Source organism: Sphingopyxis sp. P1IMeth2, assembly GCF_900185685.1.
Classification (GTDB): Bacteria; Pseudomonadota; Alphaproteobacteria; order Sphingomonadales; family Sphingomonadaceae; genus Sphingopyxis; species Sphingopyxis terrae_A.
In genome coordinates this window covers 123,485-138,666 of sequence record NZ_FYAT01000001.1, presented here as the reverse complement: position 1 = coordinate 138,666, position 15,182 = coordinate 123,485, and the positions used below count along the sequence as shown (strand labels likewise).

Here is a 15,182-nt window from a genome sequence, read left to right as displayed (position 1 = left end):
AGCCATGGAGATGTTCCCCGTGAAGCTCAAAAGCCTGACCACCGTTCTCGCTGCCACCCTCTGTTTCGCAAATGCCGGAGCCGGCCTTGCGCAGGATTCGGCGCCACCGGTCGCAAAGGTTACGGCGGCAACCCCGCCGCCCAAGCTGATCGTCGCAATCTCCGTCGACCAGTTTTCGGCCGATCTGTTTGCCGAATATCGCAGCCATTACACCGGCGGTCTCGCGCGGCTTGCGTCGGGCGTGGTATTTCCGGCGGGGTATCAGTCGCACGGCGCGACCGAAACCTGCCCCGGCCATTCGACGATCCTGACCGGAAATCATCCGGCGCACACCGGGATCATCGCGAATAATTATTTCGACCTCTCGGTCGCCCGGTCCGACAAGCGCGTCTATTGCGCCGAGGACGAAACCGTGCCGGATACAAGTTCGGGCGGCGGCAAATATGCGGCATCGGTGAATCATCTGATGGTCCCGACACTCGGCGATCTGATGAAGGCGCGCGATCCGAAAGCGCAGATCGTCTCGGTCGCAGGCAAGGATCGCGCCGCGATCATGATGGGCGGGCGCAAGGCGGACGAGCTGATGTGGCTGTTTCCGGGCGGCCTCACCAGCTATCGCGGCATCACGCTGTCGCTGGTCGCGCAGCAGGCAAGCAGCGCGATCGCCGCGGCGATTGGCCAGGCGCGCCCCGCGATGGACCTGCCCGCCGATTGCGCGTCACACAATATCGCGATCCCGATTGACAAGGGCGGCACGGTCGGCACCGGCCGCTTTCAGCGCGATGGCGGCGATTTCCGCCGCTTCATGGCCTCGCCCGAAGCGGACGGCGCGGTGCTCGCCGCCGGCGCCGCGCTGCGCGCTGCGCGCAAGCTGGGTGAGGGCACCACGACCGATCTATTGATCCTCGGCCTGTCGGCGACCGACTATATCGGCCACAGCACGGGCACCGAGGGCGCCGAGATGTGCATCCAGATGCACGCGCTCGACCAGCAGCTCGGCGACTTCTTCGCACGGCTCGATGCGACCGGCATCGACTATGCCGTCGTGCTGACCGCCGACCATGGCGGTCACGATCTCCCCGAACGCAACCGCCAAAACGCCTGGCCCGCCGCTGAACGCGTCGATGCCGCGCTCGATCCCGAAGCGATGGGCAAGGCGGTGGCCGAAAAGCTCGGCCTGCCGCAGCCGCTGCTCTATGGCGACGGCCCGTTCGGCGACATGTATCTGTCGAAGGCGTTGACCCCCGCGCAGCGCAGGGCGGCGCTGGACGAGCTGGTAGCGCGCTACCGCGCCCACCGCCAAGTCGAGGCGGTGGTGACCGGCGAGGAACTGGCGAACCATCCGATCTCGAAGCGGTCGCCCGACGTGTGGACGCTGATGGACAAGCTGCGCGCTTCCTATAATGCGCAGCGTTCGGGCGATTTCATTGTCGTGCTCAAACCGCGCGTCACGCCGATCCCCGAATCGGGCCTCGGCTATGTCGCGACGCACGGTTCGGTATGGGACTATGACCGCCGCGTGCCGATCCTTTTCTGGCGCAAGGGGCTCACCGCCTTCGAACAGCCGAATGCCGTGATGACGGTGGATATCATGCCGACGCTTGCCGCGCTCATTGACCTGCCGGTCGCCGCGGCCAAGATCGATGGCCGCTGCCTCGACCTGCTTTCGGGTCCGGAAAGCAGTTGCCGTCCGTAAAGAAGTATGAAGAACAAGGAATCATGACGAAGACTTTGGGAAAATTTGCCGGCCGGATGCTGCTGGTCGGTTGCGGCAATATGGCGGGCGCGATGCTCGATCGCTGGCTCGTCGCGGGGCTCGATCCGGCGCGGGTCGCCGTCGTCGATCCGCTCGCGGCGCCGCGCGAAGGCACCGCGCATTTCACCTCGCTTGCCGACTGGCGGGCGGCGGGTCAGGCCGCCGACTGGATCATGCTCGGCATGAAGCCGCAGCAATTGGGCGAGGTCGCTGGCGATCTGGCGGCGGTCGCGGGTGGCGAGGTGCATCTGCTCTCGATCCTCGCCGGCGTCTCGCTCGCCGATCTCGCGGTCCGTTTTCCCGAAGCGCGGGCGCAGGTCCGCATCCTTCCCAATCTGGCCGCGCGCATCGGCGCTGGGGTTTCGGCCGTGACCAGTACGGGTGATGCCGACGGTGCCGCGATCGAAGCGCTGCTCAAGCCGCTCGGCGAGATCGTTGCGCTCCCCGACGACGGCATGATGGACCTCGTTACCGCGTTCACCGGCAGCGGTCCGGCCTTCGTCTTTCGCCTGATCGAAGCCTATGCAGCGGCGGGCGAGCGGCTTGGCCTTTCGGGCGACGATGCGCTCAAGCTTGCGACCGCGACCTTTGGCGGAGCGACCGCCCTGCTCGCGCGCAGCGGCGAAAAGCCGGGCGCGCTCGTCGCGCAGGTCGCGAGCAAGGGCGGCACGACGCAGGCCGGGCTCGACATCCTCGACGAAGGCGGCGAACTCGTTGCGCTGATGACCAATGTCCTGCGCGCGGCGCGCGATCGCGGCCGCGAACTCGCCGATCTTGCCCGCGGCGAAGATTGATCGGCGCGCCCGCAAAGGCGTGGGCCGTGACAGCGCCGGGCGGCTATCGCCCGCTCAGCTCTCGCTGCCCAGCCTGGCGACGCGCTGCCGCTCGCGCGGCGACATCAACGCTTCGTTGACCTGCCAGAAGCCGGTGACCGCCGCCTGACCCGCATGGGTGTAGGCGCGGCTCATCGCGTCGCGTAGCTGCCCGAAGACCGCAGCCTCGACGGCGCGTCCGGCGGGAGTGAGCCGTAGTTCCTTCTGCCGCCGGTCGCGGTTGCCCGGGCGCGTGACGAGCATCTCGCGCGCCTCCAGATCCTTGATGACCCGGCCGAGCGACTGTTTGGTGATGCCGAGCAGCGCAAGCAGGTCCGAAATCGTCAGCCCCGGCTGGCGCGCGATGAAGTAAAGCGCGCGGTAATGCGCGCGTCCGAGGCCGTTTTCGGCCAGCCGCGCATCGCCCGCGCGCCACAGCGCGCCATGGCCGAAAAACAGGAATTCGATGCCGCGGCGCACCTCCTCTTCACGCAAGAAAAGGGCAGAGGCAGCGGGAACTTGTGAAAGAAAATTTTCATCGGCCATGGCGACTACCGTTGCGCGCGGCGCCGCGCTTTGGCAAGAGGCGCGCACCGAGTCACTGCCAAGAGGTTAGGTTTTTCCATGTCCGCACCCGCTTTCACCCGTCTTCCGCATCCGAACCCGACGGCGGACGATGTACGCGCGGCGGCGATTGCGGACCCGGTCTTCGGCCGCGTCTTCACCGATCATATGGTCTCGATCCGCTACAAGGAAGGCCAGGGCTGGCACGATGCGCAGGTGATGCCGCGCGGCCCCTTGTCGCTTGATCCGGCGACCGCGGTCCTTCATTATGCGCAGGAGATATTCGAAGGGCTGAAGGCCTATCGGCTCGACGACGGATCGATGGCACTGTTCCGTGCCGAGGCGAATGCCGCACGCTTCAACGCCAGCGCCCGCCGCATGGCGATGGCCGAGCTGCCCGAGGACCTGTTCCTTGCCGCGGTGCGCGAGATTGTCCGCGTCGATGCCGACTGGTTCCCGAAGGTGCAAGGCGGCGCGCTCTATCTGCGCCCCTTCATGTATGCGAGCGAGGTGTTTCTGGGCGTCAAGCCTGCCGCCGAATATCATTTCCTCGTCATCGCCTCGCCGGTTGGCAATTATTTCAAGTCGGGCGCGCCGGCCGTCTCGCTGTGGGTGTCGGAAGACTATACCCGCGCCGCGCCCGGCGGCACCGGCGCCGCCAAATGCGGCGGCAATTATGCCGCGAGCCTGATTGCGCAGCAGGAAGCGATCGCAAAGGGTCACGATCAGGTCGTCTTCCTCGACGCCGCGGAGCATCGCTGGATCGAGGAACTGGGCGGCATGAACATGTTCTTCGTCTTCGACGATGGCAGCATTGTCACCCCGCCGCTCACCGGCACGATCCTGCCCGGCATTACCCGCGACGCCATCATCACACTGGCGCGCGATGCGGGCCTGACGGTGCGCGAGGAACCCTATGCGATCGACCAGTGGCAGGCCGATGCGACCAGCGGCAGGCTGACCGAAAGCTTTGCGTGCGGCACCGCGGCGGTCGTGACCCCTGTCGGCAAGGTGACGCGCGGCGCCACCAGTTTCACCGTCGGCGCCGGCGGCCCCGGACAGGTGACGGCGATGCTGAAGGACAGGCTTGTCGACATCCAGCGCGGCCGCGCCGCCGACCCGCACGGCTGGGTCACGCGCCTCTGATCCGGCGCCTTGCCAATCGGTCGCGAGACGCTATAGAGCGCCCTCGCACCGGCCGATGGGGCGTAGCCAAGCGGTAAGGCAGCGGTTTTTGGTACCGCCATGCGCAGGTTCGAATCCTGCCGCCCCAGCCAGCCGGTGTTTTCAGAAGCGCTCACTAGGCCGCAGGGCGTCTCAGCTAAATCAATAGAAACAATGAGTTATCTTGAGACGGAATCGTATTTCCGCTCAGGCCGTCCCCTTGCAGCTCGGCCCGTTTTTGGTCAATTTGTTGGTACGCATTTCGCGCTTACCAACAAATTTTCCGTGCGCAGGATTCGAAGTTGCAGCCACGGGGGAAGGTAGCCGAAGCCTTGGGAAAGCGCGGTGGCCCGCGGTTCACTGGATCAAGTGTCCCTCCCGTCTCGGTGCCGGTATTGGACACGGTGCGACGGCGTACATGTTGGATGCTCGGCGCACCCGCGGTTTCTGCCGCGCTGACCGGCGCTGCGGCGGGCACAAGCGGAGCCGGTATCGAAATGGTTTTGGTGGACACGATCCATCCTTTGCGGGCGGACTGCGGAACGCTCTTGTAAGTGCGGGGTCGAGGCTGGCGCGGACGTGGCTAGCGCGCGGTCAGCTGCTTGCGAAAGAACGCCACCAGCGCGTCGTTGAGCTCGGTATGGAAAGCCGTGCGATCGAATCCCGGCTTGTCGGTGCAGATCGCGGGCATGACGCTCGGATCCGGACAAGGCGCAAGGAAGGACATATGGCCCGCACCGGGGACCTGGCGATACTCGGTCGACTTGGGCAGTAGGGTACGGACATTGGCGGTGTTGCTAGCATAGGGGACAATGTCGTCATCACTACCCGCCCAGAGCTGCACCGGCGCCTTCACATTCGCGAGGCTATCCGGTCCGAACAGGAATCCCAGCCCCGGCGCCGCGATGACCGCGGCCGCTATGCGGGGGTCATGCGACCAGGACGGGTTTTCCACCGCGGCGCCCGAGGCTGGGAAGAGGCGGCACGCGAACTCGGGCTGCTTCGCACAATGCGGCGCAAGACGCCCAAGGTCGGGTTCGCCGCCAATGGCGATGAGCGCCGTCATCGCTCCGGCTGAAAAGCCGAATATACCGATCTTGCTCTTGTCGACGCTCGATGCTCCGCGCCATTCACCGGTCATGAAGTCGATCGCGCGGACGACATGGCGAGAGCGGTCGGCGAACCAGGCCGGCTTGCCGACGTTGCTTTCGTCCTGAAAATTGTCTCCGCTGTGCGTGGGCGTCACGACGATGAACCCGGCCTCGGCCAGCGCTATCGCCGTGTCGATATGGCTGATCGCCGCCGCGCCTGTCCCGTGCGAGATGACGATCATCGCCAAGCCGGGTTTCGCGATGGGGGCGTCCGGAGCTGCCTTGATCGCGACCGGACCGAGCCGAACGTCGCGCGCCTCGGCGGTCGTCGGGTACCAGATTATCGCCGAAATCGGGGCATGGCCGGGATCGGCTATGGCCGCCTGTTCGAAGCCGACACGATAGTCCGGATCGGCCGCGACCGCAGCCGAGGGCATAGCGGCAAAAATCGACGTCGGCGCGGCGACTGCCAAGAGCAACGGTGCGAACAACTTGTTTCTCATATCCATGATTATCCTCCCAATCATGTTTCGAATTGATTCCGAACCGCCTTGGTCCTTGATGATGTCATTACCCTAAGGCTCCTGCCGCCGTGGCGGAAGGCGCATCACTTGCATTCCATTCGTGCGTCTGGCGCCATGTATCGCGTGGATTTACCCGCCGGGAGCGACTTGGAGGACATCGACGCACGCTTTTCGTACCAGCTGACGCAGCCAGCGGTGCGCAGCGTCCCCTTCCATGCGGGGGTGCCAGAGCAACGAAATCGTAAATGCGTCGGTCTCCACTGGTAGCGCGAACGTCTCCATCCCGTCGCGTAGGCCGATCGTATGGCGCTCTGGAACCGTAGAGACGAGATCAGAGCCACGCGCGAGCGCAAGCGCTGCGGCGAAGCCATCGACCGTGGTCACGATCGTTCGGGCGAGTCCAATCATCTCGAGCGCTTCGTCGATCGCACCGAGCCCGAGTCCCTGCCGAGTGACGAGGACATGCCGCCCCCCGGCATAACGCTCCGCACTCATTTTGCCTCTCGCAAGCGGATGACCTGCGCGCACGACACCAACATAGCGGTCTTCAAATAGCGCCTGCGCGCGTACCTCGGGTCCGATCGAAGTCCCGACAACGCCGGTTTCGAGATCGATTTCCCCATCGCGGAGGCCTGTGCTGTCCTTGTCGAGCTTCCGGATGAAGCGGATGCGAACGTGCGGCGCCTCTTCGGCGACGCGCTGTATCAGCGCCGGCCCGATCGTCTCCGCAAAACCGTCGCTGGTTCGCAGCACAAAGGTCCGGTCGAGGCGATAGAGGTCAACGGTGTCGGCGGGACGCAGGATGGCGCGGGCATCCTCCACGAGCCGGTGGACCTCGTCGCGCATTGCCTCGGCTCGGGGGGTTGCAACCAGCCCGCGACCAGCACGGACGAGCAGCGGATCGCCGGTCACTGTCCGGAGGCGTGCAAGGGCTCGGCTCATCGCGGAGGGACTGAGGCCGAGCCTGCGTCCTGCGCCCGCGACGCTGCCTTGCTGAAGCAAGGCGTCCAGGGTGAAAAGCAGATTGAGGTCGGGTCCGCTCATGGCCATGGCAATAACACGGGCTGCGTCTATGGCATAGCGTCAAGCGCAATGATGGAGTGCAAATGCTGCGCCTTCCGCCATGCCGTAGCCCATCTATCTTCGGTCTCGATTACAACGAGACAGGAGTTTGTCATGACTGGAACATCTCTCGACCTCTTCGCTGGCCGCGTACGAGACAATTGGGGGGCGTTGACCTCCGAGCTGATCGAAAATTACGGTGCGCGCCTCGCTGAATTGCTCCAGGCGCCGCGGACCGAAGGGTGGCTTGCCGACCTCTGCCACGAGCGCCCGGAAAGCCGCGAGCTTTATCGCGATCCGGTGCATGGCTTCGTGCTGCTGGCCCACACCGAGGCTGAGGGACGCTATCGCGTCCCGCACGACCATGGCGAGAGCTGGGTCATCTACGGCGTTCTGGACGGCGAAATGGAAATGGGAACTTACGCGCGTGTCGAAGGACCCGACGAAGCGCCTCGTCTCGTCAAGCGCGGATCGACACTGGTCCGGCCGGGCGAGGTGCAGGTCTATCTGCCCGGCGATATCCACGACACCCGGTGCGTCAGCGGACCGGCAATCCAGTTTCGCTTTACAGCGCGCGATCTCCGCCTCGAGACGACGATGGTCCGTTATGCCGACCAAGGCGGCGTCTGGGTTCCCTCGGTTTAAGACCGTCACAGTGTCGAGCCGCTCGATCCCGTCTTCCGCGTTGCGCCGCCGCGCCGCCATCGCGAGTGTCCTTTTCGCGATGGCGGCAGCAGTGCTCGATGCATCGAGCGTCAACATCGCGCTCCCGTCGATCGCGGGAGCGCTTCGCGTCGGGCCCTCGTCTGTGGTCTGGCTCATGATCGCCTATCAGGGGGCGCTCGCCGCCGGACTGCTACCACTCGCGGCTATCGGCGAGCGCTTTGGCTACCGTCCGACTTTTGTCGCGGGTGCGGGTCTATTCGCGCTCTGCGCGGCGGGATCGTCGCTTGCGCCCGATTTCCCTTCGCTCATCGCTTTCAGGGTTGTTCAAGGGGCCGGCGCCGCGGCCATCATGGCCCTGGGTATCGCCTTGCTCCGCCAGACGGTCGCGGAAAAGGACTTCGGCCTCGCGATCAGCTGGAATGCCATGACGGTCGCGCTTTGCTCGGCTGCAGGTCCGACGATCGGAGCCTCGCTTTTGGGGCTCGGAAGTTGGCGCTTCGTTTTCGCAGCTAGCGTGCTGCTGGCGGGCATCGCGCTGCTGACGGCCTCTTCGCTGCCGTCGCGGCGCAGTGTCAGCAAGGAAATCGACCGCGTTGGGCTGCTCGCATATGCAGGCATTGTTCCGGCTTTCATCATTGCAGTCGGCCTCGCGCGTCAGTCGGGACCGGCCGCTGCAATTCTGTTGGCGTCCGGCGGCACCGGGCTCTGGCTCCTCATCCGCCGTGATGCCCGCCGCCACACTCCATTTTTGCCGTTGCCGTTCTTTCGGTCGCGCACCTTCACACGGTCGGTGCTGGCGTCGGTCTTGTGCTTTATCGCAATGAGCGTCGCGCTGCTGATGTTGCCCTTCGCCCTGCATGACCGGCTCGGATTATCGGCCAGGGATATCGCCCTCATCATGACGCCTTGGCCAATTGCCGTACTGCTGACGACGCCGATCACTACTCGCCTTTTGGAGCGGGTTCGGCCGGCGCTGCTCTGCGCCGCAGGGACTTTAGTGCTGGCATGCGGATTGGCCGTGCTTGCGGCGGCTCCACCCAAGTGGGGCGCGGCCACGCACATCCTCGGCGTCATTCTCTGCGGGATCGGGTTCGGCCTGTTTCAGACGCCTAACAACCGGACGCTCTTCCTATCCGTACCCGTTGACCGTGCGGCATCGGCCGGCGGCGTACAGGGAACGGCCCGACTTGCGGGGCAGGTCACTGGCGCTCTAACCGCATCGATTTTGCTTTCGGCAGTCGCGGTGAGAATGGCCGCGCCGCTCGCATTCGAAATTGCCGCGCTTGCCGCGTTCGCATCTGCTGCGATCAGCTGGTCGAACGATCGCTGAGAGGGCACTATTTTCTCGTCAACCTGAAGCTGGTCTGTCCGAATTCGGTCGCGCGCTGTCATCGCCGCCCCGTCGGTTTCGAATGTCCGCTTCTCTAGGTTCGCCACCTAGAAGCTGCCAGTCCGAAACCGGCCATTCTACGGGGCACCGCCAAGCGTTCGCAAGGGGCAGAAATAATGTATTATTGGCGCGGACTAGCGTCATCAACCATCGTCAGATGGTCCGGATTGCCCCGGCTTGGGGCCGCCTCCAGTTGGCCTCTGGGCGAGTTGCGCCACGAGACCAGAGCCGAGGGACCGACATGATTTTGGTCATGGATCCTCCGCACCTGATGTGCGAGCAATGTCGCCGCTATCTGCGTGGCGCCTGACTGATGGTATCGATGCAGAATTTTCAGGATTCCGATTGCGCGAAGGTGGCCAAGATCGCGCCTAAGGTGCAAGGTCACATTTGGTCCGGAGTCCATCTGCCAACTACGCGCGACATGCCCAAAAGTTTCGGGTTTGTGATTGGAATCGAGCATGTGACGGAGCTGTGGAGATATCGTCCGGGCATCATGAGAAAGATGGATGATTGGGGAGCACGACGCCTTGTCAGCTTGCGAATGGCCTGTGCCGGTCAGCGCCGCAGGCGGGCGACGCTTTCGAGACTCGTCCGGTCGAGTGGCTCGGCAAACCACAGCCCGCCGCGCTGGCGCCGTGACCATCGCACAAGCGCCCGCCGCCGGTTCGTCTCCCCGGGGAGGAGGATCTCAACTTCGCTGCCGGGTTCGAGCCTTTCGCTGCAGCGATAGCCCGCGCCATGCTGCGATATGTCGACCAGGTCGATTGCGACCGCGTCGCTGCGAAGGAGGAGGATCGCCTCGATTTCGACCGGGAGACGGAAGGCGCGATAGCCCGCCGAGCGCTGCTCGTCGGCGAGCTGCCTGAGCAGCGCCGCCGCGTCGATGGTCTCGTCGAAGGCGACACCGCACCGACCGCCCTCGGCCCATTTGATCGAGCCTCGCAGCGTGGTCGATTCCGAAAGCGCAATTTGGAGGCGCTCGCCGATGCGGAGTGGGACATCGGCGGCGAGCATCATGCCGGTGTCGGATATGTTGCGCACGCGCCAGAGACCCGCGTCACCGGCGCGCATGACGCGGGCCGTCCGGCAGACCGCGAGGTGGCGCTGCGAGGCACGACGATTGGGCTTCGCCGTCGCTCGCCCGGCCTCCGAGTGATCGCCCGTATCCGCAGTCTGCACGGGAAATGATGTGGACCGATGGGGACTTACCACCTTCGCTCTCCTCTCTCGAGCGCGTGAGGCCCATCAGCGCCTCGCGCGCGCCGGACGCGGGGGTCCGGCTTGGCGCCTTGCGGCGCTCCCACGCGCCGAAAGAGCAGATCGCGGTCCTTTCGAAATCAGCGCGCGCAGTGCGCGGCGCTTCGCAATCGGTTCGCCCGTTGCTGCCTGTGCGGGTCTTGGTGCCTCGCCGCTCGGCGCGCGGGAAAGAATGTCGGGGCGGTGCAGGCGGGACCAGCATGTCGCACCGCCCCTAGGATGCCAGGCGCTGTGGGGAACGCAGGGCATCCATAAGCTTTTCGGCCGCGGTAACGCGATCGACGGATGGAAAGGGCCAGCAAGGCTCGCCGCGCAAATAGGCGCGATCGGTCAGTGCGGCGCGAATGATGCGTGAGAGCGCAGAGTACGAATGCACCGGCGGCGCGGGTCCGAAGCGAGGCGGCCCCCGCTGCGTCGTGCGCGCCGGCCCCGGGGCCGTTCGATTTTTGACGTCTGGGCGGCGCGCTCGGCGGGCAAGGCGCCTTCGGCCCACTTGCTGCTGCGCTGTAATTCGTCACGTCGGGCACTGCGAAATCTCCGTCCGCGAGGTGCCCCCCCGAGGACAAGGTGCGCGATTAGCGTTAATAAATACTTAAAAGGCGCTTTGATGAGCGGGCATTTCCTCTACGGAAATAATGGGGATAACGCGCGCTGGCATGCGAAGCCAAGGCACCGTTGAATGCCAAAAAAGTCGCTTGGCGCTGCCGACGATCCGCTGACGATGGCGCGGCGGAACCATGCACCCGGCTTCATCGCACCGCTGAATCGAACGTCAGCCTCTCAGCGAGCATTTGCAATTTGGTCGGGCGTTTGCGTCTGCGATAGAGCGGCTGCCATGATGCTCTGAGCCGGTGGGCTATCGCTCCTTGATGACGAGCTCGCGGCCGGCAAAGCGGGCCGGGCGGATGCCCTCGAGGCGCTGCGTCTTGCGGCCGGCCTTGCCCATGAAACTGACTTCTAGGGTGACGGGTTCCAGTGACGCGAGCCCGAAATGGAGCGGTTGGGTGCCCTGCGAATTATAGCCATCGCCCGTCGATATCTGGCGCGTCGCAAGAATCTGGCCACTTCGATCATAAAGTCTGACCTCGGCGCCCATACGGGTGAAGTGTCCGGTCCGGTCAAGGACGCGCACCGCGAGGCTGCGGCGCGCGCGCGCTGCCCCCAGATCATTGTGAAAAAGGAAATGACCGCCGGTTGCAGTATAGCCCCGCGTCACCGAGAGATCGAGCGCGCCATCGGCATCATAATCGATCCACTGGACGCCGTGGTCCGCGACATTGAGCGCCGAGCCAGCGAGCAGGATATTGGCGAACCCCTTGCCGCCCAAATTGCGATAAAGACGGTTCGCGGGCCGCTGCGCGCCCGAGGGACCGGTGTAGGCGGTGACGAAGAGATCGAGCCAGCCGTCATTGTCGAAATCGCCCCATGCCGCGCCAACCGCATGATTGTCTTCGGCAAGGCCCATTTGCGGGGCCACATTTTCGAAACTGCCGTCACCCTTGTTGCGATAGAGGATGTTGACCCCATAGCTGGCCACGAAAAGGTCGAGTTCGCCGTCATTGTCATAATCACCGATGGCGCAGCCGACGCTGCCCTCGGTGCGGCTTCGGCCAGGGCGATCCATGCCAAGCATCGCGGCGACATCGGCGAAATGATCGCCGTCGTTGCGCCACAGCGCATCGGTTGCGCCGGCCTGGTTGGCGAGGAAGAGATCGAGGTCGCCATCGCGGTCGTAATCGAACCAGCAGGCACCGACGGTCGGCCGCGCGTCATCCCCGGCCTGGTCGGCGGCGACGCGTGTGAATCCGTCGGCTTGCTGGCGATAGAGAGCGTTGGGACCCGAGCGGTTCGCGGCAAAGAGATCGAGGTCGCCGTCATTGTCGAAGTCGACCCAGCTCGACTGGCGCGCCGATCGCCCGGCGGCGACAGGCTCGCCGCCTTGCGCCACGAACCTGCGTCCGCCAGCATTGTGAAAAAGAAGATTGGCGGCGCCTGCGTCGGTCGCACCCGCATAGAGATCGGGCCATCCGTCCGCGTCATAATCGCCCCAGGCGAGGCCACGCATCTCGGCGCCCGAGACAGGAAGGCCCAGTGCTGCGCCGATGCTCGTGAAGCGGCCGCGCTCATTACGATAGAGGCGAATCTCGCCGCTCTTGAGCGAGACAGCAAGGTCAAGATCGCCGTCGCGGTCGAAGTCGGCCCAACTGTTCGAAAGCGAACCGGGCAGGCTGAACGCGGCAGTCTGTACCGCGGTGAAAGCCGGATCGGGCGTCCCGGCCGCCCCGCCACCGGCAATACCGGTCGCGAGGACGGTCCAGGACAGGATCCGTATCAGATTCTTGCGCATGATACGGACTCCCGTGGAGGATCAAGGTCAGAAATCGAGCGAGATCCGGCCGTAATAATAGCCGCCATATTGTCCGAACGGTCCGGCGCCATAAGGCGCGAGGCCGATCGTATTGGCGACGGTGGTCTTGTCGGGGTAGACGTCGAAGAGATTATAGGCGCCCGCCGCGAGCCTGAGCGCGTCGGTCGCACGGTAGCTCACCTCGAGATCGGTGACCCACTTGGCCCCGAAGCTCTGGTCGTTCGCCGGATTGTTATCGAGGCTCTTGAACTTGTCGTAGCGTGTTTCCTTGACGTTGATCCCGAATCGTCCGGCCTCCCAGTTGAGACCGAGGATGAGCTTAGTCTTGCCCGCCGATGTGAACCAACCCTGGGTACGGCGATCGAACAGCGTCAGGCCGAGGCCCGCCAGTTCGGGCGGATTCTCGGCGATGTGGGTGATGTCGGTGTCATTATAGTTGAACCCGAGGCTCGTACGCACACGGCTGCTTTCTCCCAGGTTGAACGCATAGGTCGCCACCACGTCGACACCGCGCGTGCGCGTGTCGACCGCGTTGGTGAAGAAGCGCACCGACTGGTCGCCCGAGAAGCCGTTGGTGACGAGGATGTTGCGCACGCCGGTGCCCGAGAGCAGGCCTGTGAGCGTGATCCGGTCCTCGAGATCGATCTGATAGGCATCGACCGAGATATTGAGCCCCGCCGCCGGGGTGAGGGTGAAGCCAAGGCTGTAGTTTTTCGACTTCTCCGGCTTGAGCGGCTCGGCGCCGAGCGCATTGGCGACCGGCGATCCCGTCTTGACGATCTTGGTCAGCACGGGAATGTAGACGCCCCCGACCAGGTTGATCGAGGTCGAGGTCTGTGCAAAGCCCTGCTGGGTCAGCGACGGCGCGCGGAAGCCGTTGCTGAACGCCCCGCGCAGCGCGAGCCAGTCGGTCACTTCGTAGCGCGCCGAGAGCTTGCCGCTGAACACGCTGCCCGAACTGTCATCATAATGCTCGAAGCGGCCGGCGCCGGTGATCAGGAAGCGTGGGCTCACGTCGAGCGCAAGATCGACATAGCCAGCCCAGATATTGCGATTGAGGTCGGCCGCATCTTCCGGCGTCACGACGATCGCGCCCTGCGCGCCGACCTGCGCGGGCGTTCCCGCGAGATTGCCGGTCGGGTAGAAATAGCCCCCGTTGCGGTAGCTGTCGACGTCGAGCGGCTTGGTGACATAGCTCTCATAGCGATATTCGGCGCCGAGCGAGACCTGAAGTGCGGCCTCGCCCCCGAGTTCGACCCGCCGGGTGAGGTCGAGATTGTTGGTCCACTGGTCGAACGCCGAGCTGAAGGTCTTGAACTCGGTCGGACTCGACGGGCCAAGCGACGCGTTGAGCGTGTTGTCGGCCCCGTTCTCGGCGTGGTTGCGGCCATAGGTGCTGCTGAGGTCGATGTTCCATCCTGCGGCTTCGCCCCGCAGGCCCCCGGTCAGCTGGAAGTCGGTTTCCTTCAGCGTGTAGAAGGGCGTGAAGCCATCGGGATAGATTTCGATGATATTCTGGTTGGTCGCGGGGCGCCGTCCCGCCTGACCGACACGCGCCTCGCGGTAGCCGAAGGTTCCGTCGGAATAGAGTTCGACATTGCCGAGCGGCACGACCAGCGTCTGCGCGACCTTGACGTCCTTCACCTCGGGAAGGCCGCCAAGATAGGTGCGGCGATTGACCGTGGCTTCGCGCGGATCGCGGACGCCGCCTGGCAGCAGCGCGTAGAAGTTGATATTGTCGGGGATCGCCGAATTGCGGATCGTCGGCTGCGCTTTCTTGCCCTCGATCGAGAGGGTGAAGGAACCCCCGTCGCCGATCGCGAAGCCGTGCGAGACGCTGGCCGAGATGGTCTCGCCGTCGCTGCCGCTGCCGTCGCGTCCGTAACGCTGACCCGCTTCGAGCGACGCCTTGCCGCCCGCATCATTGGTCTTGAGGATGACGTTGATGACGCCGGCGATCGCGTCCGAGCCATATTGCGCCGAGGCGCCGTCGCGTAGAACTTCGATGCGCTCGATCGCGCTTGACGGGATGAGGTCGAGATCGACCGGATTGCCGCCCTGCGAGGTCGCGCCCGAGTTGAAGTCGATGATCGAGCTGTTATGGCGGCGCTTACCGTTGACGAGCACGAGCACATGGACGCCCGACAGGCCGCGCAAGCCCGCCGGGCGGGTGAGGCTGTTGAACGACGAGCTGCCGACGGTGGTCGACTGGAACGAGGGTACGAGCTGCGTCAGCACGTCGCGCAGCTGCATGCCGCCGCCGAGCTTTTCGATATCCTCCCCGCCGATGACGTCGATCGGGGTCGGGCTCGAGAGGACACTGCGCGCCTGCCCGCGCGTGCCGGTGACGACGATTTCGCTCGCCGCGGCCGTATCGCCCGCGGCGTCGGCCGTTTCTTGCGCGTGCGCTGGCGACGCCATCGCTGCTGCCACACATGATGCCCCCATGAGCAGTCTCGTATAGTTTTTCATCATCTTGCTCCTAAAACGTTTTGAAACGTTCCCCTGTTGAACCCTGTCATTAT

The 15,182-nt window shown here is 64.7% G+C and carries 11 protein-coding genes and 1 tRNA gene; 6 read left to right on the top strand and 6 right to left on the bottom strand.

Going from position 1 to position 15,182, the window contains the following annotated elements; all coding sequences use genetic code 11:
- The first annotated feature begins 4 nt into the window (after positions 1 to 4).
- Both P1IM2_RS00590 and P1IM2_RS00585 read left to right on the top strand, forming a co-directional pair.
- Complete coding sequence (locus tag P1IM2_RS00590; protein WP_186401105.1) at positions 5 to 1,696, top strand: alkaline phosphatase family protein; 1,692 nt, start codon at positions 5 to 7, stop codon at positions 1,694 to 1,696.
- A 23-nt stretch (positions 1,697 to 1,719) separates the two neighbouring features.
- A complete protein-coding gene (locus tag P1IM2_RS00585) occupies positions 1,720 to 2,550 on the top strand; it encodes a pyrroline-5-carboxylate reductase (protein ID WP_186401104.1) in 831 nt (276 codons plus the stop codon).
- Positions 2,551 to 2,604: 54 nt separating this feature from the next.
- Here P1IM2_RS00585 and P1IM2_RS00580 read toward each other — a convergent pair whose 3' ends face one another.
- Positions 2,605 to 3,114 (bottom strand): MarR family winged helix-turn-helix transcriptional regulator, encoded by a 510-nt coding sequence (locus P1IM2_RS00580; RefSeq protein WP_003042620.1) that lies wholly within the window; start codon positions 3,112 to 3,114, stop codon positions 2,605 to 2,607.
- 78 nt (positions 3,115 to 3,192) lie between these two features.
- Here P1IM2_RS00580 and P1IM2_RS00575 point away from each other — a divergent pair, with 78 nt between their 5' ends.
- Together P1IM2_RS00575 and P1IM2_RS00570 are read left to right on the top strand one after the other, a co-directional pair.
- Positions 3,193 to 4,278, top strand: a complete 1,086-nt coding sequence (locus P1IM2_RS00575; protein ID WP_062900960.1) for a branched-chain amino acid aminotransferase — start codon at positions 3,193 to 3,195, stop codon at positions 4,276 to 4,278.
- Between the two features lie 56 nt (positions 4,279 to 4,334).
- Positions 4,335 to 4,409 (top strand) — tRNA-Gln (locus tag P1IM2_RS00570).
- A gap of 470 nt (positions 4,410 to 4,879) precedes the next feature.
- Here the strand turns inward: P1IM2_RS00570 and P1IM2_RS00565 are convergent.
- Together P1IM2_RS00565 and P1IM2_RS00560 are read right to left on the bottom strand one after the other, a co-directional pair.
- Positions 4,880 to 5,896 carry a dienelactone hydrolase family protein gene (locus tag P1IM2_RS00565; RefSeq protein ID WP_186401103.1) on the bottom strand — a complete coding sequence of 339 codons (1,017 nt, stop codon included), beginning with the start codon at positions 5,894 to 5,896 and terminating at the stop codon, positions 4,880 to 4,882.
- Positions 5,897 to 6,040: 144 nt separating this feature from the next.
- Positions 6,041 to 6,955, bottom strand: a complete 915-nt coding sequence (locus P1IM2_RS00560; RefSeq protein WP_186401102.1) for a LysR family transcriptional regulator — start codon at positions 6,953 to 6,955, stop codon at positions 6,041 to 6,043.
- A gap of 132 nt (positions 6,956 to 7,087) precedes the next feature.
- Between P1IM2_RS00560 and P1IM2_RS00555 the strand changes: the two genes are divergently transcribed.
- Positions 7,088 to 7,618 (top strand): hypothetical protein, encoded by a 531-nt coding sequence (locus P1IM2_RS00555; RefSeq protein ID WP_186401101.1) that lies wholly within the window; start codon positions 7,088 to 7,090, stop codon positions 7,616 to 7,618.
- A 10-nt stretch (positions 7,619 to 7,628) separates the two neighbouring features.
- On the top strand, positions 7,629 to 8,969 hold the full coding sequence (locus P1IM2_RS00550; RefSeq protein WP_222102986.1) for an MFS transporter: 1,341 nt from the start codon (positions 7,629 to 7,631) through the stop codon (positions 8,967 to 8,969).
- A 618-nt stretch (positions 8,970 to 9,587) separates the two neighbouring features.
- Here P1IM2_RS00550 and P1IM2_RS00545 read toward each other — a convergent pair.
- The 3 genes from P1IM2_RS00545 to P1IM2_RS00535 form a co-directional block, all read right to left on the bottom strand.
- On the bottom strand, positions 9,588 to 10,211 hold the full coding sequence (locus P1IM2_RS00545; RefSeq protein WP_260833878.1) for a PilZ domain-containing protein: 624 nt from the start codon (positions 10,209 to 10,211) through the stop codon (positions 9,588 to 9,590).
- A gap of 934 nt (positions 10,212 to 11,145) precedes the next feature.
- Complete coding sequence (locus tag P1IM2_RS00540; protein ID WP_186401099.1) at positions 11,146 to 12,636, bottom strand: CRTAC1 family protein; 1,491 nt, start codon at positions 12,634 to 12,636, stop codon at positions 11,146 to 11,148.
- Positions 12,637 to 12,663: 27 nt separating this feature from the next.
- Positions 12,664 to 15,132 (bottom strand): TonB-dependent receptor plug domain-containing protein, encoded by a 2,469-nt coding sequence (locus P1IM2_RS00535; RefSeq protein ID WP_186401098.1) that lies wholly within the window; start codon positions 15,130 to 15,132, stop codon positions 12,664 to 12,666.
- Positions 15,133 to 15,182: the final 50 nt, after the last annotated feature.

Coding starts and splice junctions, on each gene's coding strand:
- P1IM2_RS00590 (WP_186401105.1), top strand. CDS start 5: ATGGAGATGTTCCCCGTGAAGCTCAAAAGCCTGACCACCGTTCTCGCT.
- P1IM2_RS00585 (WP_186401104.1), top strand. CDS start 1,720: ATGACGAAGACTTTGGGAAAATTTGCCGGCCGGATGCTGCTGGTCGGT.
- P1IM2_RS00580 (WP_003042620.1), bottom strand. CDS start 3,114: ATGGCCGATGAAAATTTTCTTTCACAAGTTCCCGCTGCCTCTGCCCTT.
- P1IM2_RS00575 (WP_062900960.1), top strand. CDS start 3,193: ATGTCCGCACCCGCTTTCACCCGTCTTCCGCATCCGAACCCGACGGCG.
- P1IM2_RS00565 (WP_186401103.1), bottom strand. CDS start 5,896: ATGGATATGAGAAACAAGTTGTTCGCACCGTTGCTCTTGGCAGTCGCC.
- P1IM2_RS00560 (WP_186401102.1), bottom strand. CDS start 6,955: ATGAGCGGACCCGACCTCAATCTGCTTTTCACCCTGGACGCCTTGCTT.
- P1IM2_RS00555 (WP_186401101.1), top strand. CDS start 7,088: ATGACTGGAACATCTCTCGACCTCTTCGCTGGCCGCGTACGAGACAAT.
- P1IM2_RS00540 (WP_186401099.1), bottom strand. CDS start 12,636: ATGCGCAAGAATCTGATACGGATCCTGTCCTGGACCGTCCTCGCGACC.
- P1IM2_RS00535 (WP_186401098.1), bottom strand. CDS start 15,132: ATGATGAAAAACTATACGAGACTGCTCATGGGGGCATCATGTGTGGCA.